The sequence below is a fragment of the Albidovulum aestuarii genome, from assembly GCF_029961185.1.
GTDB lineage: Bacteria > Pseudomonadota > Alphaproteobacteria > Rhodobacterales > Rhodobacteraceae > Albidovulum > Albidovulum aestuarii.
Window position 1 is genome coordinate 694,218 of record NZ_JASBQQ010000001.1, and the last position, 23,163, is coordinate 717,380.

Below are 23,163 nucleotides of genomic sequence, written 5' to 3' on the forward strand. Positions count from 1 at the left end.
TCGTTTGCGCATCAGATCGTAGCGCTACGGGGCATATAGGGAACGAAACGTTACCGAATCCTGACGGATCGGCCGTTTGGGGGCTTGCGCTGCAGCGCAGCATCCCTACAGTTCGCGCCGCGCCACCCGGGGAGGGACCGATGACCGAGTTCAAGAAAATCCTTGTCGCAAACCGTGGAGAGATCGCGATCCGCGTCATGCGCGCCGCGACTGAACTGGGTAAGCGCACCGTGGCAATCTATGCCGAGGAAGACAAGCTGTCACTCCACCGCTTCAAGGCGGACGAGGCCTACCGGATCGGCGAAGGCATGGGACCGGTTCAGGCCTATCTCTCGATCGCCGAGATCATCCGGGTCGCAAAGGACTGCGGCGCGGACGCGATCCATCCGGGTTATGGCCTCCTCTCCGAAAACCCGGAATTCGTTGAGGCCTGCGCTGCCAACGGCATCACCTTCATCGGTCCGAAGGCCGAGACGATGCGGGCGCTTGGCGACAAGGCGTCTGCCCGCCGGGTTGCGATCGCGGCCGGTGTTCCGGTCATCCCGGCGACCGAGGTGCTGGGCGACGATTTCGACGCGATCAAGAAGGAAGCCGCCGAGATTGGCTATCCCTTGATGCTCAAGGCGTCCTGGGGCGGTGGCGGTCGCGGCATGCGCCCGATCACCAAGCCAGAGGAACTGGTCGAGAAGGTCCGCGAGGGACGGCGCGAGGCCGAAGCCGCCTTTGGCAATGGCGAAGGCTATCTGGAAAAGATGATCCTGCGCGCGCGCCACGTCGAGGTGCAGATCCTCGGCGACCAGCACGGGTCGATCTATCACCTCTATGAACGCGACTGCACCGTCCAGCGCCGCAACCAGAAGGTCGTCGAACGTGCGCCCGCGCCGTATCTGACGGAAGAACAGCGTGCCGAGGTCTGCGAGCTCGGCCGCAAGATCTGCGCCCATGTAAACTACGAATGCGCGGGCACCGTCGAATTCCTGATGGATATGGATGACGGCAAGTTCTACTTCATCGAGGTGAACCCCCGCGTTCAGGTCGAGCATACCGTCACCGAGGAGGTGACCGGCATCGACATCGTGCAAAGCCAGATCAAGATTGCCGAGGGCAAGACGCTGGCCGAAGCGACGGGCATCGCGCGGCAGGAGGATATCCAGCTCAAGGGCCACGCGCTGCAATGCCGGGTCACGACCGAGGACCCGCAGAACAACTTCATCCCCGATTATGGCCGCATCACCGCCTACCGCTCCGCGACGGGCATGGGCATCCGTCTGGACGGTGGCACCGCCTATTCAGGCGGCGTCATCACCCGCTACTACGATTCGCTTTTGGTCAAGGTCACGGCCTGGGCCCCGACGCCGGAACAGGCGATTGCGCGGATGGACCGGGCCTTGCGCGAGTTCCGTATCCGGGGCGTTTCGACCAATATCGCCTTTGTCGAGAACCTCTTGAAGCACCCGACCTTCCTCGACAACACCTATACGACGAAGTTCATCGACACGACGCCGGGGCTTTTCAACTTCAAGAAACGCCGCGACCGGGCGACGAAGATCCTGACCTATATCGCCGATATCACGGTGAACGGGCATCCCGAGACGGCAGGCCGCCCGAAACCCCATGCCGAGGCGCGCGCGCCTAAGCCCCCCGCCCTCCGCGCGGCTCCGGCTAAAGGCACCCGCAACCTCCTGGAGGAAAAGGGTCCGCAGGCCGTAGCCGACTGGATGGCGTCGCAGAAAAAGCTGCTCTTGACCGACACGACGATGCGCGACGGGCACCAGTCGCTGCTGGCGACCCGGATGCGGTCGATCGACATGATCAAGGTCGCGCCCGCCTATGCGGCGAACCTGCCGGAACTGTTCAGCGTCGAATGCTGGGGCGGCGCCACCTTCGACGTGGCCTACCGCTTCCTGCAGGAATGCCCCTGGCAACGCCTGCGCGATCTCAGGAAGGCCATGCCGAACCTGATGACGCAAATGCTGCTGCGCGCCTCGAACGGCGTTGGTTACACCAACTATCCCGACAACGTGGTGCAGGAGTTCGTCCGTCAGGCCGCGACGACCGGCATCGACGTCTTCCGCGTCTTCGACAGCCTTAACTGGGTTGAGAACATGCGCGTCGCGATGGATGCGGTGGTCGAGAACAACAAGGTCTGCGAAGCAGCGATCTGTTATACCGGCGACATCCTGAACCCCGACCGGGCAAAATACGACCTGAAATATTATGTCGGCATGGGCAAGGAACTGAAGGCCGCAGGCGCGCATGTGCTCGGCCTGAAGGACATGGCGGGGCTTCTGAAGCCCGCTTCGGCACGCGTTCTTTTCAAGGCGCTGAAAGAAGAGGTCGGCCTGCCGATCCATTTCCACACCCACGACACCTCGGGCATTGCCGGGGCCACGATCCTCGCTGCCGCCGATGCGGGCGTAAGCGCCGTCGATGCGGCGATGGACGCCTTCTCGGGCGGCACCTCGCAGCCCTGTCTCGGCTCCATCGTCGAGGCGCTGGCCCATACCGACCGCGACACCGGACTCGACATCGGTGCGATCCGCGAGATTTCGAACTACTGGGAAGGCGTTCGCCACCAGTATGCCGCGTTCGAAAGCGGTCTCGAAGCGCCCGCCTCCGAAGTCTACCTGCATGAGATGCCGGGCGGCCAGTTCACCAACCTCAAGGCGCAGGCCCGCAGCCTTGGCCTTGAAGAACGCTGGCACGAAGTGGCGCAGGCCTATGCCGACGCCAACCAGATGTTCGGCGATATCGTCAAGGTGACGCCCTCTTCCAAGGTCGTGGGCGACATGGCCCTGATGATGGTGGCGCAGAACCTTTCCCGCGCGCAGGTGGAAGACCCCGCCACCGACGTCGCCTTCCCCGATTCCGTCGCCGACATGATGCGCGGCAATCTCGGCCAGCCGCCGGGCGGCTTCCCGGAAGGGATCATCCGCAAGGTGCTGAAGGATGAAAAGCCCAATACCGAACGGCCCGGCAAGCATCTGAAACCCGTCGACCTCGAAGCGACCCGAGCGAGCGTCACGAAAGAGCTTCTGGGTTTTGCCGTTGATGACGAGGACCTGAACGGTTACCTGATGTATCCCAAGGTCTTCCTCGACTACATGGGCCGCCACCGCATCTATGGCCCGGTGCGCACCCTGCCCACCCGGACCTTCTTCTATGGCATGCAGCCGGGCGAGGAGATCTCGGCCGAGATCGACCCAGGCAAGACGCTGGAAATCCGGCTTCAGGCGGTGGGTGAGACCAATGAGGAAGGCGAGGCCAAGGTCTTCTTCGAACTCAATGGCCAGCCCCGCGTCATCCGGGTGCCAAACCGGGCGATCAAGGCCAAGACCGCGGCCAAACCGAAGGCCGCCGAAGGCAACCCGAACCATATCGGCGCGCCGATGCCCGGCTCGGTCGCCTCGGTTGCGGTCAAGGCCGGGCAGACCGTCAATGCGGGCGACCTTCTTCTCACCATCGAGGCGATGAAGATGGAAACCGGAATCCATGCCGACCGGGCCGCGACCGTGAAGGCGGTGCTTATTCATCCCGGAAGCCAGATCGAGGCCAAGGACCTTTTGGTGGAACTGGAATGATCCACCCGTGAGGGGCGCGGCCATGACGACGCCGGAACTCCGTGTGATCCGGCGTCGGCTCTGACTAGACGAACGTATGCGGCCAACGCAGAGTTACGGTGACCACGTGGCCCGGGCAATTCCAGCCCCTCGGCTGGGAACAACGCTTTAGTTCCGCATTAACCCGTCCCCCCTAGAGTCTTCCGGGACAGAGCGGGGTGACTGATGCCAGATGCGGTAAGACTTGGGCTCGAACAGTTTCTCGTCGAGGATGTGATCCTGACACTGGGGAATATCCGTAGGACCTTCCGTTGGGTCCGCGAATCCGGTCCCGGCGCTGATCCGGCAGAGCTTTACGAGCGACTGGACCGGCTTGACCGTCTTATCGACGTGGTGGAGACGCGGGCCCGTGATGTCTGTCACCGGCTGCACACCGCCGGTGGCCAGCTTGCCCGCTGTTCCCGGGCATCATATCACGAGGAAATCCCGATCTCGGTGGCAATTCTCGATGCTTTGGTCGGTGACGAAGAGCCTCCCCTGTTCCGCAGCCAGCGGCGCTGACAGGCGAAGCCAATGCCGCGCGCAACCCATTGCCGACTGGTGATGCGGCGGTCGAAAAATCTGCCTGCGACATACGATTTTCCTCTTGCAGCCGGTCCTGAGGTCTACTAAATCGCTCCCACCCAAGGACGCGGGCGTAGCTCAGGGGTAGAGCATAACCTTGCCAAGGTTAGGGTCGTGAGTTCGAATCTCATCGCCCGCTCCAAAAAACACGGGGCACCTTCGGGTGCCCTTTGTTTTTTCGCGGCTCTGTCCCTTCGCCATATCGGTGCCGCAATCCTCCGAACTACCGGATTTCCAGCCTTTGCAGGCAAAACCGAAAAATCTAAGATAATCAGCATTCTTTGCAATCAATGCGGAAACTGTTCGCGAGTTTTTGGGACGGTGGCCACATTTGGGACATAGTTGAGACGCTTTTTTGACTTGATGGTCGGCAGGTGCGACCTTTGACCCAGTTCGGTCCCGGCAGCATATCAGCCGACTTTGCCAACGCATTTTTGAAAGGGTGGACAAATGAAACTCGTAACCTTTGCAGCATCCAGACAGGTAATTGCAGCAGTGGCTTTGGTACTACCGGGGCTGGTTGCAACGGGTGCATCCGCACAGTCGGCTGCGCCGTCTCAGGAAGAGCTTCAGGCTTTCTGCGATCGCACCAAATTTACCCGAAGCGAAATCCGCCGCATTCAGCGTGGCAGGTATTTCGACGATATTCTTGAATACACGCTCGAAAACTGTCCGTTCGTTACCGCCGCTCTCACCAGTATCCCGACGGCGACAATTGACGCCGACCCCGAAGAAAAGCGTGACGACAAGCCGCGCCCGCAGCCGACCGGCGGCGGCGGCGGCGGCGGCGGCGGCGGCGGCGGCGGCGGCGGCGGCGGCGAGGAAGAAGAAACAGAAGAAGAGACCGGTGGCGAGGGTGAAGGCGAATCCTGTGGCGAATGCCAACGCGAACCCGGTGGCGAAGGCGAAGGTGAGAAATAGATCGCGCCGGTCGCCAATCTGATTCCACCGGCTGAAAAAGCCGTGGTGCATCGCGGACCGCCCGGAAAGGGCGGCCCGCAACCTGATCTCAACGAAAGACGCCGCCGGCCAGTGCCGCGCTCCATTTGGACGGCGCATCCGGGTTTTGGATTCGAAGGAAGCTGTATCCTGTCTTCCACCATGGAAGAATCTGGTTGCGGACATTGTCGAGGACAAGGTCGCCACGATCTGTGCGCAACACCAGAACCGCGTGGGATGCCTTTCGCCGATCGAGAACGGTGGCAATCAGCAGTTTCCCGGGTGCGACACCGTGCCGGATCAGCTCCATCTTCTTCAGCAAGACAAAGTCCTCGCAATCGCCACCGCGGGCGGTTGGCAATGCCCAGACTTCGTCGTCACCATATTGTCGTCGGTCCGAAATTGACCGGGTCTTCAGGTTGACGGTCCGGTTGACCTGCCTGGCGAGTTTCAGTTCGTCAAGACCCGCGCGTGTCATCACGTTGTCCCGTGCGCAAGCCCACTGGTAACGGTCACATATTCCCGCAAAACCTGCCGGGGCGGCGATTGGTTTCTTCGTGTTTATGTAGGGCTCAGTGGCCGTATTGGCCCGGACTTGCGACGACATCAGGACTGCTGCAACACAATAGAACATCATGCGAGCCGACGCGCCTCTACGCCGTCTCGACACCGCCGCACCAGTGCCTGCAGACCCACAATCCCTGTCCCTGCACCCGACAGGGTGTCGCGCAAATCCTCCGATCATGCGGCAGCCTTTACTGTTCTCATCCCCGAAACTGACTGCCACAAAAGGGCCGTTTGATCATGATATCAAGATTTTTGTTCATGACGCCGCGTAAGCGTGCGGATCGCCGCGCATCTCCTCCCCCTTTTCAGGCGATGCGTCGCCGCCTATAAGCGCCCGGCACGAATGCGGAGGCAGCGATGCGCAAAGCGACGATCACGCGGAAGACCGCCGAGACGGACATTTCTGTCGAGATCAATCTCGACGGCAGCGGCAGCTATTCCAACCAGACAGGGGTCGGTTTCTTCGACCACATGCTGGACCAGCTTTCGCGCCATTCGCTGATCGACATCGCGGTCAACGCCAAGGGCGATCTGCACATCGACGACCACCACACCGTCGAGGATTGTGGCATCGCGCTGGGTCAGGCGCTGACACAGGCGCTTGGCGACAAGAAGGGCATCCGCCGCTATGGCCATTTCGCGCTGGCGATGGATGACGCGCAGGTCACGACCGCGCTTGACCTCTCCGGGCGGCCTTACCTTATCTGGAACGTGGATTTCCCGACCGCGAAAATCGGCACGTTTGATACCGAACTGGTGCGCGAGTTCTTTCAGGCGCTCTCGACCCATGGCGGGATCACGCTGCACGTTGACCGCATCCACGGGATCAACAGCCACCACATCGCCGAGGCCGCGTTCAAATCGGTCGCAAAGGCTTTGCGCATGGCGGTGGAGCCTGATCCGCGTGCGGCAGGCGTGCTGCCTTCGACTAAGGGGGCGCTGTGAGCCTGACGGTCCTTGTCGACTACGACAGCGGCAACCTGCATTCGGCCGAGAAAGCGTTTCAGCGCATGGCGACCGAGACAGGGGCCGGGTCGGTCCTCGTCTCGTCCCGGCCTGAGGACGTGGCCCGCGCCGACAGGGTCGTGCTGCCGGGCGACGGGGCCTTTCCCTCTTGCCGCGCCGCTCTTGACCGGTTCAGCGGACTTTTTGAGGCGATTGAAGATGCGGTGACGGTAAGGGCCCGCCCCTTCCTCGGCATCTGCATCGGCATGCAGATGATGGCCACGCGCGGGCTGGAATACCGCGAAACCCCGGGCTTTGGCTGGATCGGTGGTGAGGTGGTGCGGATCACCCCTTCGGACCCATCGATGAAGGTGCCGCATATGGGTTGGAACGATCTGATCGTCGACCATCCGCACCCGGTTCTCTCAGGCATCAAAACCGGTCAGCATGCCTATTTCGTGCATTCCTACCATTTCCGCGTCGCCGACCCGGCCAATCGCCTTGCCCATTGCGATTACGGCGGCGACATCACCGCCATCGTCGGACGCGACAACATGGTCGGCATGCAGTTCCACCCTGAAAAGAGCCAGGCGACCGGCCTGCGCCTGATCGCCAATTTCCTCAACTGGCGGCCATGACCGATATCCCCACGATCCTGCGCGAGATCCTCGATACGGTCGGGCAGAGCGCAGATCGCGGGCAGGTTGCGGACTATATCCCCGAGCTTGCCAGCGTCGATCCCGCGCGGTTCGGCCTGTCGGTCGTGCTGGCAGATGGAAGCCAGTATTCGGTGGGCGATGCGGGCGTACCGTTCTCGATCCAGTCCGTCTCCAAGGTCTTTGCGCTGGCCTTGGCGCTTGGGCGCCTTGGCGACCGGCTTTGGCTGCGGGTCGGGCGGGAACCATCGGGCCTTGCCTTCAACTCCATCCTCCAGCTGGAGCATGAGCGCGGCAAACCCCGCAATCCCTTCATCAACGCCGGTGCCATCGTCGTGACCGACGCAGTTCTGGCTAGCCACGCGCCACGGGAATACCTCGGCGAACTTCTGCGCTTCATCCGCGCGGCGGCCGAGGATGACGATATCCATATCAATGAGGATGTCGCCCGCTCGGAAACCGAAACCGGCCACCGCAACTTCGCGCTGGCGCATTTCATGCGCGGCCATGGCAATCTGGAGAATCCGCCCGACCTTACGCTCGGCGCCTATTTCCACCAATGCGCGGTCGAGATGAGCTGTGACCAGCTTGCCCGCGCAGGCCGCTTCCTGATGGGAGCGCCGGATGCGCCTCGGCTGGTCTCGCCCGACCGGGTGCGGCGGATCAATGCGCTGATGATGAGTTGCGGGCACTATGACGGTTCGGGCGAATTTGCCTATCGCGTGGGTCTGCCGGGGAAATCCGGGGTCGGCGGCGGTATCCTCGTCATCGCGCCCGGGCGCGCCTCCATCGCGGTCTGGTCGCCGGGTCTGAACGCTCAGGGAAACTCAAAACTCGGCACCGAGGCGGTTGAGATGCTTGCCCGCCGCACCGGTTGGTCGGTCTTTGGGTGACATTACTCTGACCGGTCAATGTCGGCGGAATGGGGAGCCGATTTCTTTTAAAGAAATCGGACCGGAAACTTAGGAAGTTTCCGGCTCCCGATATACGCACCACCCCGCGCCTGGCGGGTTTGCGCCGTGACACAGCCTAGCGCAACCTCTGCCACATCTGCCCGTCGCATACCTTGCCAACGCAGCCAAGGACCCTCAGCCGGTCGCCCGACAGCCGTGCCCTAGCATTGTACTCCCGGTCGAAAAGCGGAACCCAGACCCTTCCGCCGCCGTAATTGCCGCCGCCAAACGCCCGCAGCCCCCAAAACAGGTCACGCCCCATCGCCTTGGTGACAACGCTTTTCCCGTTGCGGTCATGGACCTTCATCACCCGGCCGCAATACGCCTCGCCGCAACGGCGGATGACCACCTGCCCGACCTGGCCCTTGTGATCGGGCTCGACCTGCCATGTGCCGAGAATGGGGTCGGCTGAGGCGGGGCCTGGCCAGACCTGCAGTGCCGCCAGAAGTGCCGCGAAGAGCAATGGACGAAACGCCATCCCGACCTCCATCCGCACCGGGCGGCCCGCGCCGCCTGTCTGACCCTGAAGGTAGGAAGGAAAACGCCCGCGCTCAAGCGCGGGCGTGACAATTTCATCGGTGCGAGAGGGTCACTTCACCCGTTGCCAGCTTTGCTTGGAGCAGAGTAGCCCCCCGGCTATGCAGCCCGCCAGTTTCAGGTTGTCGCCGTTCAGCTGGATCTTGCCGACATAGATCTTGTCGTTCGACGGCCGCCAGACCTTGCCGGCATAGTTGCCCTCGCCGTTCGGCACCATGTCGATGACCAGTGTCTTGCCGAGATTGGGAGAGGCGTATTCGCCCTCCGCCTTGAAGGTGCGCGAGATGACGCCGCAATAGGCCGCGCCGCAGGGCGCGATGGTGATATGGGCATAGGAACCGTCATCGGGTTCGGTCTGCCAGACCCCTTCGACCGGGTCGGCCATGGCGGCTCCGGCGGTAAGGGACAGCAGGGCTGCGATGGCGAGTTTCTTCATGGTGGATGTCCTCCCTGACAGTTGCGCCGGATCATCCGCGAAGCCTTGTTGCCCGTCCAGTGTGACGTGACGTTGCAGCGCCTTTGCAATCCCCTGCGGGCTGTGGCAAGAGGCGCCCGCAACCGGCCGGAGACCGCCCATGATCCTCTATCCCGCCATCGACCTGAAGGACGGAAACTGCGTCCGCCTCCTGCATGGCGAGATGGACAAGGCCACCGTCTTCGGCGACGACCCGGCGGCGCAGGCGGCGAAGTTCGAGGCGGCGGGATGCGAATGGCTGCACCTCGTGGACCTGAACGGAGCCTTCGCAGGCCAGCCGGTCAATGCCGCGGCGGTCGAGGCGATCCTGAAGCGGGTGAAGGTGCCCGCCCAGCTTGGCGGCGGCATCCGCGACATGGCGACGATCGAGACCTGGCTCACGAAGGGTCTCGCCCGGGTCATTCTCGGCACTGTCGCCGTCGAAAACCCCGATCTGGTGCGCGAGGCGGCGCGCGCCTTCCCGGGCAAGGTCGCCGTCGGGATCGACGCGCGGAACGGGCACGTCGCGACCAAGGGCTGGGCTGAGGAGACCGACGTGATGGTCACCGATCTGGCCAAAAGCTTCGAGGATGCCGGGGTTGCCGCCATCATCTACACCGACATCCTGCGCGACGGCGCGATGCAGGGGCCGAACATCGCCGCGACCGAGGAGCTTGCCCGCGCGGTCACGATCCCGGTCATCGCCTCAGGCGGGGTCTCCACCCTCGCCGACCTCACCGCGCTCCGCGACACCGGCGTGATCGCCGGGGCAATCTCGGGCCGAGCGCTCTATGACGGCGCGATTGATCTTGGTAATGCGATTGCCGCGCTCCGCGCCTAGCCGCCTGCCGCCAACCCCGTCAGCTTGGCCAAGGCCCCAGTCATCTTGCCGATGACCTCGGCGTCCTCGGGCACCGCCAGATCATCGAAGGTTTCGGCGGGCGACTCATAGACCAGCCAGACCCCTTCGGCATCCTCGTAGACCAGCACTTTCAGCGGCAGGTAGAGCCCTGCCAGCGGATCGGCTTGAATGGCCGGGGTGCCGAGTGCGGGGTTGCCGAAGATCAGAAGCTGCGAGGCCCCGATCGGCATCCCCACCTTCTCTGCGCCCGCACCATGATCGACCCGAGCGAAAACCGTGGCACCTGCCCCGGTCACGGCGGTCTCCAGCCGGTCCATGACCTCGGCGACGCTGCCGCTGGCAGGCACGCGTGTCACATCGTCTTCGTCCGCTACCGCCGGTACGGCCAGCGCGGCGGCCATGATCACACCTGATATCCACTTCATCATTGGCCCTTCCCTGTTGACTTGGCGATACGGCAATGGTCTGGCCTTCTCCTGCCCATGCCAATAAAACATGCCGTGATCGGCAACGGACCGCCTGAACATGCTCAAGACCCGGATCATTCCCTGCCTCGATGTCGCCGATGGCCGCGTGGTCAAGGGCGTCAATTTCGTCGATCTCATTGATGCGGGCGATCCGGTCGAGGCGGCCAAGGCCTATGATGCGGCAGGGGCGGACGAGCTTTGTTTCCTCGATATCCATGCGACGCACGAAAACCGCGGCACGATGTTCGACCTTGTCACACGGACGGCCGAGCAATGTTACATCCCCCTGACCGTGGGCGGCGGGGTGCGCAGCCATGAGGATGTCCGGGCGCTTCTGCTGGCCGGCGCCGACAAGGTCAGCTTCAACTCCGCTGCTGTCGCCAACCCCGATGTCGTTGCCGACGCCGCCGACCGGTTCGGCAGCCAGTGCATCGTGGTCGCCATCGACGCCAAGACGGTGGAGCCGGGCCGGTGGGAGGTCTTCACCCATGGCGGGCGCAAATCCACGGGCATCGACGCGGTGGAGTTTGCAAAGACGGTCGAGGCGAAGGGCGCGGGCGAGATCCTATTGACCTCAATGGACCGCGACGGCACGCGGGCGGGCTTCAACCTGCCCTTGACCCGCGCCATTGCCGATGCGGTCGATATACCGGTCATCGCCAGCGGCGGCGTCGGCACACTCGACCACCTCGTCGAAGGCGTGACCGAAGGCCATGCGAGCGCGGTTCTCGCCGCCTCGATTTTCCATTTCGGCACCTTTACGATCCGCGAGGCCAAGGAACACATGGCCGCGGCGGGCATCCCGATGAGGCTCGAATGACTACGCTGGAAAAACTCGCCGCCACCATCGCCGCGCGCAAGGGCGCGGATCCCGACACGTCGTGGACCGCCAAGCTCTTGTCCAAGGGGCCTGAGAAATGCGCCGAAAAATTTGGCGAAGAGGCCGTTGAGGCGATCATCGAGGCGGTGAAGGGCGACCGTGCGCGGCTGACATCGGAAGCGGCCGATGTGCTTTACCACCTTCTCGTCATGCTCGCGTCCCGCGACGTGCCGCTTTCCGAAGTTCTGGACGAGCTGGAGCGGCGCGAGGGCACGTCTGGCATCGCCGAAAAGGCCGGACGTTAGGCCCCGGCGGCGCCGGGAACCGAAATCTGGTTCAGGTGCCCGGTCTTGATCCAGACCTGCGCCCCGTCGGGACCGGCCTTGGCGTCGATCACTCCACCCGGCGGAATGCGCACCCAGCTTTGCTTGCGCAGGGCATCCCCGTGTTCGGTGGCTGAACCCTCCAGCACCAGAAGTTCCGCGCCACCCGGCACATCCTGACGAAACGCGGCATGTGCCGACCAGTGTTCCAGCCGCACCGACTCGCCATAGCCGTCGTAAAGCGGCACGGTGGCGGTTCCGGGCCGGGCCGGATCGGGCACGGGTTCCGCGCGGTTCAGATCGACATGAACCTCATCCCGGTCGGAAGGGTCGAACTGCCAGAGCTTGACGAAGATCGTGCAGCCGGGCGCGGAGGCGGGCGTATGGCGCGAGGTTGGCGGGTTGCGGACGTATGAACCCTTGGGAAAATCTCCTGCCTCGTCCTGAAACACCCCGTCGAGCACGATATATTCCTCGCCCCCGCCATGGGTATGGGCGGAAAAGGCGCTGCCCGGCGCGAAGCGCACGATCGTGGTGGCACGGGCGACCTCTTCGCCGATCCGGTCGAGCGGGCGGCGCTCCACCCCGGCCATGGGCGAGGCGAGCCAGTCGATTTCGTCGGCATGAAGCACGACGCGTTTGGTGAAATCGGCGTTGATCTTCATCTGGGTCTCCCGTGCGGACTGGTCGCGAAATCGGTGGTTCGGGACGCAGACTAGCACGGCCGGACGCGGGCACGCCATTCACAGAACCTGTGCGCAGCTTACGAGTTCGGAACCGTCCGGCATTCTGCAAGGCCATGGCAAGGTTGCGCTGCACCGGTCCGAGGCGCATCATTCCCGCGATATTCAGGAGATGACAGATGCGCCCGATTGCCGTTTTCCTCGCCGTCGCCGCTTTCGCGACATCAGGTTTCGCCCAGACCGCAACCGACACCGTCGCGCCCGAGAGCGGGACGTCCACGACAATCACCGCGACATCGCCGGACATCGCGTCGTCGCTCGCGGCAAAGGCGGCGGGGCTGCCCGTTACCGCCGATAACTGGATGGTCGCCGCCGCCAATCCCTTGGCGGTCAGCGCCGGGGCGCGGGTTCTGCGCGAGGGCGGCACGGCGGCCGATGCGATGGTCGCGGTTCAGGCGGTGCTGGGGCTGGTCGAGCCGCAAAGCTCGGGCCTTGGCGGCGGGGCGTTCCTTGTCTGGTACGATGCGGCGAGCGGGAATCTTACGACGCTCGACGGGCGCGAAACCGCGCCTTTGGCGGCAACGCCCAAACTCTTCCTCGACGAAACCGGCCAGCCGCTGAAATTTTTCGATGCCGTTGTTGGCGGGCTCTCCGTCGGCACACCCGGCACGCCGCGCCTTATGGAAGTCGCGCAGAAACGCTGGGGCACGTCCGACTGGTCCGGGCTTTTCGCCGAGGCCATCGCTTTGGCCGAGGACGGGTTCGAGGTTTCGCCCCGGCTTGCGGAACTGGTGGCAGAGGATGCCGAGCGGCTCGGCCGTTTTCCGGCGACTGCGGCTTATTTTCTGCCGGGCGGTACGCCCATTGCTGCGGGCGACAGGCTGAAAAACCCAGCCTATGCCGCCACGCTGAAAGACATCGCATCGGGTGGCGCGGACGCGTTCTATTACGGACCCATTGCCGAGGATATCGTCGCGACCGTGACGGGGGCCGAGGGCAATCCCGGCAAGCTTGCCCCCATCGACCTTGCCACCTACCGGGTGGTGGAACGTGAGCCAGTCTGCGTCGCGTACCGGGCGCATGATGTCTGCGGCATGAGCCCACCCTCCTCCGGCGCGCTGACGGTCGGGCAGATCGTCGGGCTCCTGCGTGGCACGGATCTGGCTGCGCTTGGTCCCACCAGCGCCGAGGCATGGCGGCGCATCGGCGATGCCTCGCGCCTCGCCTTCGCCGACCGGGGCCGCTACATGGCCGACAGCGATTTCGTGCCCATGCCCGGCGGACTGACCGCCGATGCCTATCTGGCCGAGCGCGCGAAACTTCTCGACACCGGCACAGCGCTGGAAGAGGTCGCGCCGGGCGAGCCCGACTGGGATCACGCGATGCTCTGGGGTGACGATCAGTCCATCGAGTTCCCCTCGACCAGCCATATCTCCATCGTCGACGGCTATGGCAATGCGCTGTCGATGACCACGACCATCGAAAATGGTTTCGGCAGCCGCCTGATGACCGGCGGTGGCTTCCTTCTGAACAACGAGCTGACCGATTTTTCCTTTGCCACGCATGAGGATGGCCGACCCATTGCCAATCGGGTGGAGCCGGGCAAAAGGCCCCGATCTTCGATGGCGCCGACCGTCGTGTTGAAGGATGGCAAGCCGGTTCTGGTGATCGGATCGCCGGGCGGCAGCCGGATCATCGGCTATGTCGCGCAGGCGATCATCGCCCATCTCGACTGGGGCATGGATGTGCAGCAAGCGGTCGCGATGGGCCACGCCCTCAACCGGTTCGGCACATTTGATCTGGAGGCGGGAACCGGGGCCGAGGCCCTCGGGCCGGAGCTAGAGGCGATGGGATTCGAGGTTAAGACCGGTGATCTGAATTCCGGTCAGCATGCCATCGCAATCGGTGACGGACTGACCGGCGGCGCCGATCCGCGGCGCGAGGGAATCGCGCTCGGCGGTTAGACTGCTGTAAATGTAAGACAAAAGAAATGTCGCTTTCCGAGCGAGAATCGCGCAAGCTTCGAAGGCGACCAACCAACGCGGAGATCAAGAAAACGCAATTCCACCCGTCCAACCCGGAGGAACGAAATGAATTTGAGACCCGATCCCACCTTTTACCCCTCGGCCAAGCTTGCCATGGAAGGCCCGCCCGAAAAGCTCGCCTTCACACTGATGCTGAGCCCCGACGGATCACAGCCTGATGGCCTTGCCGTCGTCGATGTCGATCCTAAATCCAAAACCTATAGCCAGATCGTTCACAAGGTGATTATGCCCAACAAGGGCGACGAGTTTCACCATTTCGGCTGGAATGCCTGCTCCTCGGCTCTGTCGCCCCTGACCGGTCACGCCTTCCTTGAGCGGCGCTACCTGATCATTCCCGGCATCCGGTCTTCCCGCATCTACGTTGTCGATGTGAAAGAACCGCTGAAGGCCAAGATTCACAAGATCATCGAACCCGAAGAGGTTTTCGCCAAGACCGGCTATTCCCGCCCCCACACCATCCATTGCGGGCCCGAAGGCATTTATGTCTCGACCCTTGGCGGTGGCGGCAAGGACGGGACCGACGGCCCGCCGGGCATCTTCATCATGGATTGCGAGACCTTCGACGTCATCGGCCGGTATGAGATCGACCGGGGCAGCCAGGACAAGCAGTACGATTTCTGGTGGAACCTGCCGCGCGATTACATGGTCAGTTCCGAATGGGGCCTGCCGCCGCAATTTGAAAACGGCATCGTGGCCGAGGACCTTCTGTCCAACAAATACGGCCACCGCATCCATTTCTGGAACCTGCGCGAACGCAGGAACGTCCAGACCATCGATTTCGGCGAAAACCATCAGATGGCGCTGGAAATCCGGCCCGCCCATGATCCGGTCAAGGAATACGGCTTCTGCGGCGTCGTGGTGGACACGACGAACCTCGAAGGTTCGATCTGGACTTGGTGGCGCGAGGGCGGCAAGTGGCATGCGAAAAAGACAGTGACGATCCCGCCGCAACCCGCCGATCCGGATGACCTGCCGGACCTGTTGAAAGGCTTCTCGGCCGTGCCGCCGCTGGTGACCGATATCGACCTCAGCCTCGACGACAAGTACCTCTATGTCGCCTGCTGGGGCACGGGCGAGATGCATCAATACGATGTCTCGGACCCGATGAAGCCGACGCTTGCCGGCAAGGTCGAACTCGGTGGCATCGTCGCCAGACATAAGCACCCCAATGGCAAGGACTTCGGCTATGGTCCGCAGATGGTCGAGATCAGCCGCGACGGCAAACGGGTCTACTGGACCAATTCGCTCTATTCGACCTGGGACGATCAGTTTTATCCGGGCGAACGTGGCGGTGCGATGGTCAAGGCGGATGTCGGTGCCAAGGGCGGACTGACGCTCGACAAGGATTTCTTCGTTGAATTCCCGAAGGGATACCGCAGCCACCAGATCCGGCTGGAGGGCGGCGACTGTTCGACCGACAGCTTCTGCTACCCCTCGGCCTGACCTTTGGGGGACATGATCGGCACCACGGCGGGCCTCTGGCTCGCCGTGGTGGCAAGCGGGCTTTATCACGGGGTCAATCCCGGCATGGGTTGGCCCTTGGCCGTCTCCGCCGCGCTGATGGAGCGGCGGACTGGTGCACTCTGGCGGGCCCTTGCGGGACTGGCGGCGGGGCATCTCGTGGCGATGGTCGCGATCCTGATGCCTTTCGCGGTGATGACCCTGCTGATCGACTGGCAGCGTGAGATCCGTATCGCCGCCGGGATTGTGGTGATCGCACTCGGGCTCTGGATCTTCGTCACCAAGCGCCACCCCCGCTTTCTGGCGCGCGTGAAACCTACGCGCCTTGCGCTCTGGTCCTTTCTCGTGGCGCTCGCCCATGGCGCGGCGCTGATGCTGGTGCCGATCTATCTCGGCCTCTGCCGTGCCGAAGACCTCGATACCGCCCATCGCGCCGCCGAGGCGCTGATGTCGCGCAATCTGACCGTGGCGCTTGGCGTGGCCCTGATCCACACCGCCGCGATGATCGCGGCGGGTGGGGCGGTGGCATGGGGCGTCTATCGCTGGCTCGGGCTTAAGTTCCTGACCCGGGGCTGGTTCGACCTTGAACGGGTCTGGGCGGCGAGCCTGATCCTTGTCGGGGTGCTCGCGCTCGCCACCGCATGACCCGTCAGGTCAGAAGCGTCGACAGATGCGACCCGCGCCGCTTCAGGAAATCCAGAAGTCTGGCGGGATAATCCGTCGCCACCGCACCGCGGACCGAGGCCCGCCCGGCAAGCGCCGACCGCCAGCGGCTGAGCTTCGGCAGGCCCGCAAGTCCGGCAACATCGCCGATCCGGTCAAGCGTGTCGAAATAGCGAAAGACCGGGGCGAAGACCGCATCGGGCAGGGAAAGCCCCTTTGGGTCAAAGGTTTCACCGCCCGGCAAGCGTTCCTCTACCCGCGCGAACTTTGCCCGAAGGGCCTCGGTCTTAGTGGTGAAGGCGCTGGCGTCCGGCGCGTTATAGAGCCCGGCAATGTCGTTCAGGATCGACGAGCCGTATTCCATCCAGCCGCGATGGTCTGCCCGGTCGAGAACGTCTGAGGGATGCAGCGGATTGGGGCCGACTTCTTCCAGATATTCGAGGATCACCGAGGATTCGAAAATCGGCCGCCCGTCCACGACCAGAACCGGGGTCTTGCCCGTGGGCGAGAGTTTCAGGAACCAGTCGGGCTTGTTGGTGAGGTCGATGTCGATCCGTTCGAAATCCATGCCCTTTTCGGCCAGCGCGATCGCGACGCGCTGCACATAGGGGCAGAGGTGATGGCTGATCAGCGTCAGTTTCGGGGTCATGTCGCGTCCTTTCGCAGATAGATGCATATGCATTTATGTAGATTGTAACCGCACCCTTTCAATCCGCATGCAGATGCATATATGTTCAACCATGCACAGCAAATCTGCCCCGAATCCACATGCCGAAACGGTCTGGACCCGGCTGGTCCGGGCCTCCACCCGCGTTCAGGCTGAGATCGAAGCCACGCTGAAGGCGGCAGGTCTGCCGCCGCTCGACTGGTATGACGCGCTGTGGGAGATCGAGAAGGCGGCGCCTGACGGGCTCAGGCAGTTCGCATTGCAGGAACGGTTGCTTTTGCCGCAATACGGGTTGTCGCGCCTCATTGGCCGGATTGCAGAGGCGGGGCTGATCACCCGCACCCCCTGCCCCGAGGATGGCCGCGGCCAGATCCTGGCCTTGACCGAAGCGGGCGCGGCTGCACGCAAGGCGATGTGGCCGGTCTATGCGGCGGCGATGGAACAGGCCATTGGCACGCGGCTAACCGGGGACGACGCGCGCCGCCTCGCCGACATGCTGGCGCGTCTCGTCTAAGTGTCGCCGTCTTTCTTTCGCCGGTCCCCCTGCTGTGCGGCCGCCCAACGGTTCAGCACCGCAAGACCGATCAGCGACAGGCCGAGCGCGAGGAAGGAAAAGACCCGGGTCAGGCCGGACAGCCCGGAAATGTCGATCAGGAAGACCTTGGCGATGGTCAGGGCGATCACGCCCATCGCGATCCGGCGCAGGGTTTGCGACCGCCTTGCGATGGCCTGATAGAGAAGGGCGGCACCCACCGCCATCATCGCGATCGTGTAGCTGTAAAGCTCGGGCTGCGTGACACCCGGCAACGACAGGTCATCACCGCGCCAGAAGCGCCGGATTTCCAACACCGCGTAAAGTGCCAGAAGCGCCGACCCGATGGCGGTCAGCCCCCAGCGCAGGACCTTATGCAGGTGGGCAAGCCGGGTGAGAGCCACCAGCAGCAACAAGCCTGGCAGCGCATAGGCGACGAACAGCGTATCGATGACGAGCGGGCCGTAGACCAGTTCTTCCTTGCCGCCGATCAGACCGACGACGGGATTGGCGGGCAGCACGGCCGCCAGCAGCCCGCCAAAGCCGATGAGACCCGCCACGACCGCGATGGCCCAGCGCAGCCAGCGTAGGACGCCGCCCAGTTGCAGCCGGTAGAACTGCGCCAGCATCAGGATCAGCCATGGCAGTGCGTTGAGCGTCAGCGCCCAGTGCGCGGCGACCCAGTCGCCCCCGCTGTCGACCAGTTGCCGCGTGATCAGCACGTTGACGAAAAGCGCGGCATAGGCCGCCCCTGCGCTTTCGAGGAACACCCGTGCGGCGCGGCGCTCCAGCCCGGCGATCAGCCAGAGCCCCGCCGCCATCGCTGCTGCTGCACCACCATAGGAGGCGATGACCTCCCACAAAGCCGCATCCTCGACCGCCCAGATCAGGCCCGGGTCGACCACCAGCCGCCACGAGATCACGAGGACCCCCGCTTGAATGAACCAGCCCATTTCGGGCAGGCGGAAGCGGCGGTCGAGCCCCGCCGCAACGATCACCAGCGCCGCGAGTGCCAGCGTCAGGGCGCCCTTGGTGGTCAGGAGGAAAAGCGCGAGCGCGATCAAGGAGAGGGCCGACAGCGTCGCATAGGCCGCGCGCCGCATGTCACCGCCGTCCTGACGCGCGAACATCGCGGCCAGCCCGACCATCAGCGCGGCCAGACCGATCACATGCAGCGCCCAGCCATAGGCCCCGATCACGGCAGAGGGGTTCCAGAAAAGCTCCAGCACCAATGCGGTCAGGGGCGCGACCAGCGCCGCTCCCGCCGCCCAGAAGGGCTTCAGCCGCCCCGCCCCGGAACTGGTGAAGGCCGCCATCAGCGACATCGCGGTGGCGAGCGCCAACAGCAGCGCCGCGGTCATCGGTCCGGCGGTTTCGGGTTCGCGGAGATCGATCGCCTTTGCTGCGAAGTCGCGCGCCAGTGGCCAGCGGTCCATCCCCTCGAATCCCAGCCGCAACAGGAATGCGGCTGCGGGCAGGACGGTCAGATCCGAAAGCGCGGGTGCGTCCTTGCCTGCCCAGAGGGTCAGAAGGAGCGTCAAAGCAGCCAAACAGAGAAAGGCCACCGTGCTTTCTGCGGCATTGTCTGCCGGAAGATAAAGAAGCCCTACCGAAGAGGCCGCAACCGCCCCGGCGGCCAGCAGGACCGGAAAGATCGGCCTTTCCGCCTTGCGGGAGCGGAGCGCCGTTACGAGCATCGACCCCTGATGGTCCGGCATGATCCCCCGTGCGGGGATGCAGATCGCGAAGGCGGCAAGGCCGACGAGCGTGAAGGCGAACCATCCCGCCCCACCGGTTCCGGCCAGCACCATCCCTGCACCGGCATAGCCAAGAACCAGCGCCAGGACTGATACCCAGGCCCAGCGCCGCACGGTGTCGATGAAGAGGCCGGAGGCCGCGATGACCGCATAATAGGCGTAAAGCCAGTAGGGCGCGTCGCTTTCGCCGCCGACGAGAAACGGGGCGGCAGCCGCGCCGATCAGGCCGACCGCAGCCAGGAACGGCCCATAGAACCAGCCAAGCACGATGGCGAGAATGGCCGTCGCCACGAGCCCCGCCAGCGCTGCTTCGGGCCCGATCAGGTCATAGAGCTGCCGCCCGGCGATGATGCCGCCGAAGATCGACACCAGCCCCGCGCCGGAAAGCGTCGAGGGCAGATAGGCCGTGAACTCGTTTTCACCGTCGCCCCAGCGGCGGCGGACCCATTCGCCCGCCGCGATCAGGGCAAGGCCGAAGAGGATTGCCGCCATCACCCGCACCGGTGGCGGCAGAAGCCCCTTCTCGATCCCGTACTGGACAAAGAATATCCCCGCGAGCGCCAGCGAGACGGCCGAAACTGCGTAGACCCAGTTCTGCACCAGCCATTCACCCAGAACCGATGTGCGGCTTGGACCGGCAGGCGGGTGCGGGGCGACGGGGCGGGCGGGGTCGGACCACGGACCGCCTGCTGGCATGGCCGATTCCGGACTGTCTGGAACATCGCCCTCGACCCGGACCGGGCTTTCCGAAACGGCTTCGGAGACGGGCGCCACGGGGGTGGGGAGTTCCTCAACCGGCGGTGCTTTGCGCGCCGGGGGCTCCGCCGGCTTCGGCTCTGCGCTCGCGCCACTGGCCAGTCGCCGCAACGTACTGCCGTGCGACGCCAGATCGCTTTCCAGCCGCGCGACCTTGGCCTTGAGGTTAGAGACCCATACCAGAAGAACGATCACCGCAATCGGCGTTGCGATGACGATCAAGCCAGCGATCACGGCCAGAGTCTCAAGCCCGTACATCCGTTACTCCCTCTCTGTCCTGCCCGTCTGCCGGGGCCTTCAGCCTATTCATAGCGCAGGAACGGCGCGGGGCCAGTCAGGATTTCCCGTCGGTATCGTCTGCTTTTGCAGCACCGAAGAGACCGGCGAGGCCACGGCTGACCAGATTTGTAACGCGTGGCTTGGGGAGGGCCGTAAAGGGCAAGGGGCGGCAGACCTCGATCGCGGCGACGCCCACGCGGGCCGTGAGTGCGCCGTTGATGACCCCCTCACCGAAACGGCGCGAAAGTTTCGATAGAAGGCCGCCGCCAGCGACGGACTGGATCAGATCGTCGCCCACAGCAACGGCCCCGGTGGCGACAAGATGGGTCAGGACGGTGCGCAAAAGCCGCCAGCTTCCGAACGCACCCGCCCGACCGCCATAGATCTCGGCAATCCGCCGGATCATGCGCAGATTGGCAATGAGCGCCGCCGCGACATCGGCCAAGGCCAGCGGCACGATGGCGGTGACGGTTGCAACCTGCCGTGCCGCGCCTTCGATCTCGGCCCGCGCGGCGCGGTCGAGGGGCGCCATGAGTTCCGCCTCGGCAAGCGCCAGAAGTGCATCGGCGTCAAAGACATCGCCGCGCCGTTCGGCCAGCCGCGACCGCCCCCAGGCGGTTTCCTCGCGCGCCGCATAGAGCGATGCGAGGTTGTCGACGACGCGGCCAGCCGCTGTCATATCCCCCGATCCCGCCGCCCTGACCGCCGCCGCATGGACCCGGTCAAGGCGGGCCAGCTGCGCATAGGACACCCATTCGCGCAGGGCGATGAGCAGCGCCGCAAAGACGAAGAGACCGACGAGCAGTGCCGCCGTCCAGCCCAGCACCGGGTTCGCCGCCAGAAGCCCCACAACAAAGCGCCAGGCCGCAACCGAAATGATGAAGCCGATAAGGGCGGTCGCCGTCGCCCAGAAGAAGCGGCCGAGCCGTGATCGCGGGCGCGCGCCGAACCCGATCACCGCCTGCATTGCCCGCCCCTCGCCCGGCGCTGGGATGACATCGGGCACCGGCGCTGCACGGTCGGGCCCCTCGGCCACCGGTGCGTCCATCTCGATCAGGACCGGCTTTTTCGGTTTCGTCATTGCCGGGGTCTCCGTTTCATCTGCACCCTCACATCCGGTCCCCGATCAGGAACTCGGCCGCCCGGTCGAGCCGGATGTGCGGCGGCCCCTCGCCGGGTTTGAGGCTGAGCCGCGCGGGCGCGAAGCTCATGATCTCATAATCGGCATCAAGCCACGCAGTCGCACCTTCCCGCGCGGTGGCCAGAAGCTGCCCCGGCGTGTCGGGCAGTTCACCGGGATAGAACGCGGCCTCCTGGCCCGTGATCAGCCGCCCGCGCACGCAGTCGAGCGTGTCGCCATTGTGGCGCACCGTCTCTTCGACCGTGGCGCGGAGCGCGGCGATGGACATCGCCGCCGTTTCGGCCCCGGCAAAATCGGCCCGGTCCTTCGCCTCGCGCATCAGCGCGGCGATGATCTGGGTCAGGCGCGTGTGCTGCGAATGATGCAGATGGTCGGCCTTGGTCGCGGCAAAGAGGATGCGTTCCACGCGGCGCATGCCCAGAAGTCCGGTCAGCCAACCAACCCGCCCCGGCCGGAACGCATCGAGAATGGCCGCCATCGCGCGGCGCATATCCTCAACCGCGCGGGGGCCGGCATGGATCGCGCCCAATGCATCGACCAGCACGACCTGCCGGTCGATCTTGGCGAAATGATCGCGGAAGTAGGGTTTCACGACCTTGGCCTTGTAGGCCTCGAACCGCCGTTCCATCTCGCGCCAGAGCGACCCGCGCGGGGTGGCGGCGGGCTTCGGGATCGGCGCGAAGGTCAGGACGGGCGATCCGGCCAGTTCGCCCGGCAAAAGGAACCGGCCCGGCGTGCAGTCGGAATAACCCGCCGCGCGGGCAGCGGTAAGATAGGCGGCGAACTGGTCGGCCAAGGACTTCGCCTGCGGTTCGTCGAGCGGCGCCGTTCCATCCACATCCTTCACTGCGGTCATGAACCCCGCCGCCTCGGCCCTTGTGGCGATCCTTTCCAGCACCTCCGTCGCCCAGTCCGCATAGTCGCGGTCCATCAGCGCGAGGTCCAGAAGCCACTCGCCGGGGTAATCGACGATATCCAAATGTAATGTCCTTGGGCCCCGGAAAGTGCCGAACATGCCCGCCTCACGCAGCCGGAACGAGAGGCGCAACTCGCTGACGGCGCGGGTGCTTTCGGGCCAGCGCGGTTCGGGACCGGTCAGCGCCGCCAGATGCGCCTCATAGTCGAAGCGCGGTACGGTGTCGTCAGGTTGCGGCTGAAGGAAGGCGGACAGGATGCGCCCCTCTGCCTCGGCCCTCAACCCCGGCATCCGACCCCGATCCATGAGATTGGCGACAAGCGAGGTGATAAAAACGGTCTTGCCCGCACGCGAAAGGCCGGTGACACCAAGCCGGATCACCGGGTCGGAAAACGGCGCGGCCATGCCGCTGCCAATGCCGCCCAGACCGCGCAACAGATCATCCGCGATGTCAGTGATACCCAATCTCTGCCCCTTGCCTTTGGCTAAAAGATAAGCACCCGCGCACGGACTGTGTAGGGGCGATTGCCAAGGTGATGCTTGGCCGCTAGGGAAA

General features: G+C 64.3%; 22 protein-coding genes and 1 tRNA gene. 14 read left to right on the forward strand and 9 right to left on the reverse strand.

Features of this window, described 5'->3' with window-relative positions; all coding sequences use genetic code 11:
• Nucleotides 1-140: 140 nt before the first annotated feature.
• The 4 genes from QKW60_RS03585 to QKW60_RS03600 all read left to right on the forward strand — a co-directional run bounded on the left by QKW60_RS03585 (nucleotide 141) and on the right by QKW60_RS03600 (nucleotide 5,105).
• Nucleotides 141-3,581, forward strand: a complete 3,441-nt coding sequence (locus QKW60_RS03585) for a pyruvate carboxylase (RefSeq protein WP_282366490.1) — start codon at nucleotides 141-143, stop codon at nucleotides 3,579-3,581.
• 204 nt (nucleotides 3,582-3,785) lie between these two features.
• Nucleotides 3,786-4,121 carry a hypothetical protein gene (locus QKW60_RS03590; protein WP_282366492.1) on the forward strand — a complete coding sequence of 112 codons (336 nt, stop codon included), beginning with the start codon at nucleotides 3,786-3,788 and terminating at the stop codon, nucleotides 4,119-4,121.
• A gap of 130 nt (nucleotides 4,122-4,251) precedes the next feature.
• Nucleotides 4,252-4,326, forward strand: a tRNA-Gly gene (locus tag QKW60_RS03595).
• Nucleotides 4,327-4,634: 308 nt separating this feature from the next.
• On the forward strand, nucleotides 4,635-5,105 hold the full coding sequence (locus tag QKW60_RS03600) for a hypothetical protein (RefSeq protein ID WP_282366494.1): 471 nt from the start codon (nucleotides 4,635-4,637) through the stop codon (nucleotides 5,103-5,105).
• Between the two features lie 88 nt (nucleotides 5,106-5,193).
• Here QKW60_RS03600 and QKW60_RS03605 read toward each other — a convergent pair whose 3' ends face one another.
• The gene (locus QKW60_RS03605; RefSeq protein WP_336619147.1) at nucleotides 5,194-5,868 is read right to left on the reverse strand and encodes a transglutaminase-like cysteine peptidase; all 675 of its coding nucleotides are present in this window, start codon (nucleotides 5,866-5,868) and stop codon (nucleotides 5,194-5,196) included.
• Between the two features lie 179 nt (nucleotides 5,869-6,047).
• Between QKW60_RS03605 and hisB the strand changes: the two genes are divergently transcribed.
• From hisB to QKW60_RS03620, 3 genes are read left to right on the forward strand one after another with little or no spacing between them, the layout of a single operon-like run.
• Nucleotides 6,048-6,635 (forward strand): imidazoleglycerol-phosphate dehydratase HisB, encoded by a 588-nt coding sequence (gene hisB / locus QKW60_RS03610; RefSeq protein ID WP_282366496.1) that lies wholly within the window; start codon nucleotides 6,048-6,050, stop codon nucleotides 6,633-6,635.
• The gene (hisH, locus tag QKW60_RS03615; protein ID WP_282366498.1) at nucleotides 6,632-7,273 is read left to right on the forward strand and encodes an imidazole glycerol phosphate synthase subunit HisH; all 642 of its coding nucleotides are present in this window, start codon (nucleotides 6,632-6,634) and stop codon (nucleotides 7,271-7,273) included. The genes hisB and hisH overlap by 4 nt, the downstream gene beginning before the upstream one ends.
• Nucleotides 7,270-8,184 carry a glutaminase gene (locus tag QKW60_RS03620; protein WP_282366500.1) on the forward strand — a complete coding sequence of 305 codons (915 nt, stop codon included), beginning with the start codon at nucleotides 7,270-7,272 and terminating at the stop codon, nucleotides 8,182-8,184. Before hisH ends, QKW60_RS03620 begins: the two co-directional genes overlap by 4 nt.
• A 136-nt stretch (nucleotides 8,185-8,320) precedes the next feature.
• On the opposite strand, the gene QKW60_RS03625 is transcribed toward QKW60_RS03620, so the two are convergent.
• Both QKW60_RS03625 and QKW60_RS03630 read right to left on the reverse strand, forming a co-directional pair.
• Complete coding sequence (locus QKW60_RS03625; protein WP_282366501.1) at nucleotides 8,321-8,722, reverse strand: DUF2147 domain-containing protein; 402 nt, start codon at nucleotides 8,720-8,722, stop codon at nucleotides 8,321-8,323.
• A gap of 111 nt (nucleotides 8,723-8,833) precedes the next feature.
• Entirely contained in the window at nucleotides 8,834-9,217 is a 384-nt protein-coding gene (locus tag QKW60_RS03630; protein ID WP_282366503.1) for a DUF2147 domain-containing protein, read from the reverse strand.
• Nucleotides 9,218-9,356: 139 nt separating this feature from the next.
• On the opposite strand from QKW60_RS03630, the gene hisA reads away from it, so the two are divergent.
• On the forward strand, nucleotides 9,357-10,076 hold the full coding sequence (gene hisA / locus QKW60_RS03635) for a 1-(5-phosphoribosyl)-5-[(5-phosphoribosylamino)methylideneamino]imidazole-4-carboxamide isomerase (protein ID WP_282366505.1): 720 nt from the start codon (nucleotides 9,357-9,359) through the stop codon (nucleotides 10,074-10,076).
• On the opposite strand, the gene QKW60_RS03640 is transcribed toward hisA, so the two are convergent.
• Nucleotides 10,073-10,525, reverse strand: coding sequence for a DUF302 domain-containing protein (locus tag QKW60_RS03640; RefSeq protein ID WP_282366507.1), 453 nt, complete (start codon nucleotides 10,523-10,525; stop codon nucleotides 10,073-10,075). The genes hisA and QKW60_RS03640 overlap by 4 nt on opposite strands.
• Before the next feature lie 97 nt (nucleotides 10,526-10,622).
• On the opposite strand from QKW60_RS03640, the gene hisF reads away from it, so the two are divergent.
• Together hisF and QKW60_RS03650 are read left to right on the forward strand one after the other, a co-directional pair.
• Complete coding sequence (gene hisF / locus QKW60_RS03645) at nucleotides 10,623-11,384, forward strand: imidazole glycerol phosphate synthase subunit HisF (protein ID WP_282366509.1); 762 nt, start codon at nucleotides 10,623-10,625, stop codon at nucleotides 11,382-11,384.
• On the forward strand, nucleotides 11,381-11,689 hold the full coding sequence (locus tag QKW60_RS03650) for a phosphoribosyl-ATP diphosphatase (protein WP_282366511.1): 309 nt from the start codon (nucleotides 11,381-11,383) through the stop codon (nucleotides 11,687-11,689). The genes hisF and QKW60_RS03650 overlap by 4 nt, the downstream gene beginning before the upstream one ends.
• Here the strand turns inward: QKW60_RS03650 and QKW60_RS03655 are convergent.
• Complete coding sequence (locus QKW60_RS03655; RefSeq protein ID WP_282366513.1) at nucleotides 11,686-12,372, reverse strand: cupin domain-containing protein; 687 nt, start codon at nucleotides 12,370-12,372, stop codon at nucleotides 11,686-11,688. The genes QKW60_RS03650 and QKW60_RS03655 overlap by 4 nt on opposite strands.
• Nucleotides 12,373-12,569: 197 nt before the next feature.
• On the opposite strand from QKW60_RS03655, the gene ggt reads away from it, so the two are divergent.
• The 3 genes from ggt (at nucleotide 12,570) to QKW60_RS03670 (ending at nucleotide 16,541) form a co-directional block, all read left to right on the forward strand.
• Nucleotides 12,570-14,354, forward strand: coding sequence for a gamma-glutamyltransferase (gene ggt / locus QKW60_RS03660; RefSeq protein ID WP_282366514.1), 1,785 nt, complete (start codon nucleotides 12,570-12,572; stop codon nucleotides 14,352-14,354).
• A gap of 126 nt (nucleotides 14,355-14,480) precedes the next feature.
• On the forward strand, nucleotides 14,481-15,878 hold the full coding sequence (locus QKW60_RS03665) for a selenium-binding protein SBP56-related protein (protein WP_282366515.1): 1,398 nt from the start codon (nucleotides 14,481-14,483) through the stop codon (nucleotides 15,876-15,878).
• 12 nt (nucleotides 15,879-15,890) lie between these two features.
• Complete coding sequence (locus tag QKW60_RS03670; RefSeq protein ID WP_282366516.1) at nucleotides 15,891-16,541, forward strand: hypothetical protein; 651 nt, start codon at nucleotides 15,891-15,893, stop codon at nucleotides 16,539-16,541.
• A gap of 4 nt (nucleotides 16,542-16,545) precedes the next feature.
• On the opposite strand, the gene QKW60_RS03675 is transcribed toward QKW60_RS03670, so the two are convergent.
• Entirely contained in the window at nucleotides 16,546-17,208 is a 663-nt protein-coding gene (locus QKW60_RS03675) for a glutathione S-transferase family protein (RefSeq protein ID WP_282366517.1), read from the reverse strand.
• Between the two features lie 91 nt (nucleotides 17,209-17,299).
• Here QKW60_RS03675 and QKW60_RS03680 point away from each other — a divergent pair, with 91 nt between their 5' ends.
• Nucleotides 17,300-17,740, forward strand: coding sequence for a MarR family winged helix-turn-helix transcriptional regulator (locus tag QKW60_RS03680; protein WP_282366518.1), 441 nt, complete (start codon nucleotides 17,300-17,302; stop codon nucleotides 17,738-17,740).
• Here the strand turns inward: QKW60_RS03680 and QKW60_RS03685 are convergent.
• The 3 genes from QKW60_RS03685 to QKW60_RS03695 all read right to left on the reverse strand — a co-directional run bounded on the left by QKW60_RS03685 (nucleotide 17,737) and on the right by QKW60_RS03695 (nucleotide 23,072).
• On the reverse strand, nucleotides 17,737-20,529 hold the full coding sequence (locus QKW60_RS03685) for a DUF2339 domain-containing protein (RefSeq protein ID WP_282366520.1): 2,793 nt from the start codon (nucleotides 20,527-20,529) through the stop codon (nucleotides 17,737-17,739). The genes QKW60_RS03680 and QKW60_RS03685 overlap by 4 nt on opposite strands.
• A 76-nt stretch (nucleotides 20,530-20,605) precedes the next feature.
• On the reverse strand, nucleotides 20,606-21,631 hold the full coding sequence (locus QKW60_RS03690; RefSeq protein WP_282366522.1) for a YcjF family protein: 1,026 nt from the start codon (nucleotides 21,629-21,631) through the stop codon (nucleotides 20,606-20,608).
• A 28-nt stretch (nucleotides 21,632-21,659) separates the two neighbouring features.
• Nucleotides 21,660-23,072: a YcjX family GTP-binding protein gene (locus QKW60_RS03695; protein ID WP_282366524.1), complete on the reverse strand. Its 1,413-nt coding sequence runs from the start codon at nucleotides 23,070-23,072 to the stop codon at nucleotides 21,660-21,662.
• Nucleotides 23,073-23,163 lie beyond the last annotated feature (91 nt).

Coding starts and splice junctions, on each gene's coding strand:
- QKW60_RS03585 (WP_282366490.1), top strand. CDS start 141: ATGACCGAGTTCAAGAAAATCCTTGTCGCAAACCGTGGAGAGATCGCG.
- QKW60_RS03590 (WP_282366492.1), top strand. CDS start 3,786: ATGCCAGATGCGGTAAGACTTGGGCTCGAACAGTTTCTCGTCGAGGAT.
- QKW60_RS03600 (WP_282366494.1), top strand. CDS start 4,635: ATGAAACTCGTAACCTTTGCAGCATCCAGACAGGTAATTGCAGCAGTG.
- QKW60_RS03605 (WP_336619147.1), bottom strand. CDS start 5,868: ATGATCGGAGGATTTGCGCGACACCCTGTCGGGTGCAGGGACAGGGAT.
- hisB (WP_282366496.1), top strand. CDS start 6,048: ATGCGCAAAGCGACGATCACGCGGAAGACCGCCGAGACGGACATTTCT.
- QKW60_RS03620 (WP_282366500.1), top strand. CDS start 7,270: ATGACCGATATCCCCACGATCCTGCGCGAGATCCTCGATACGGTCGGG.
- QKW60_RS03625 (WP_282366501.1), bottom strand. CDS start 8,722: ATGGCGTTTCGTCCATTGCTCTTCGCGGCACTTCTGGCGGCACTGCAG.
- QKW60_RS03630 (WP_282366503.1), bottom strand. CDS start 9,217: ATGAAGAAACTCGCCATCGCAGCCCTGCTGTCCCTTACCGCCGGAGCC.
- hisA (WP_282366505.1), top strand. CDS start 9,357: ATGATCCTCTATCCCGCCATCGACCTGAAGGACGGAAACTGCGTCCGC.
- QKW60_RS03640 (WP_282366507.1), bottom strand. CDS start 10,525: ATGATGAAGTGGATATCAGGTGTGATCATGGCCGCCGCGCTGGCCGTA.
- hisF (WP_282366509.1), top strand. CDS start 10,623: ATGCTCAAGACCCGGATCATTCCCTGCCTCGATGTCGCCGATGGCCGC.
- QKW60_RS03650 (WP_282366511.1), top strand. CDS start 11,381: ATGACTACGCTGGAAAAACTCGCCGCCACCATCGCCGCGCGCAAGGGC.
- QKW60_RS03655 (WP_282366513.1), bottom strand. CDS start 12,372: ATGAAGATCAACGCCGATTTCACCAAACGCGTCGTGCTTCATGCCGAC.
- ggt (WP_282366514.1), top strand. CDS start 12,570: ATGCGCCCGATTGCCGTTTTCCTCGCCGTCGCCGCTTTCGCGACATCA.
- QKW60_RS03665 (WP_282366515.1), top strand. CDS start 14,481: ATGAATTTGAGACCCGATCCCACCTTTTACCCCTCGGCCAAGCTTGCC.
- QKW60_RS03670 (WP_282366516.1), top strand. CDS start 15,891: ATGATCGGCACCACGGCGGGCCTCTGGCTCGCCGTGGTGGCAAGCGGG.
- QKW60_RS03675 (WP_282366517.1), bottom strand. CDS start 17,208: ATGACCCCGAAACTGACGCTGATCAGCCATCACCTCTGCCCCTATGTG.
- QKW60_RS03680 (WP_282366518.1), top strand. CDS start 17,300: ATGCACAGCAAATCTGCCCCGAATCCACATGCCGAAACGGTCTGGACC.
- QKW60_RS03685 (WP_282366520.1), bottom strand. CDS start 20,529: ATGTACGGGCTTGAGACTCTGGCCGTGATCGCTGGCTTGATCGTCATC.
- QKW60_RS03690 (WP_282366522.1), bottom strand. CDS start 21,631: ATGACGAAACCGAAAAAGCCGGTCCTGATCGAGATGGACGCACCGGTG.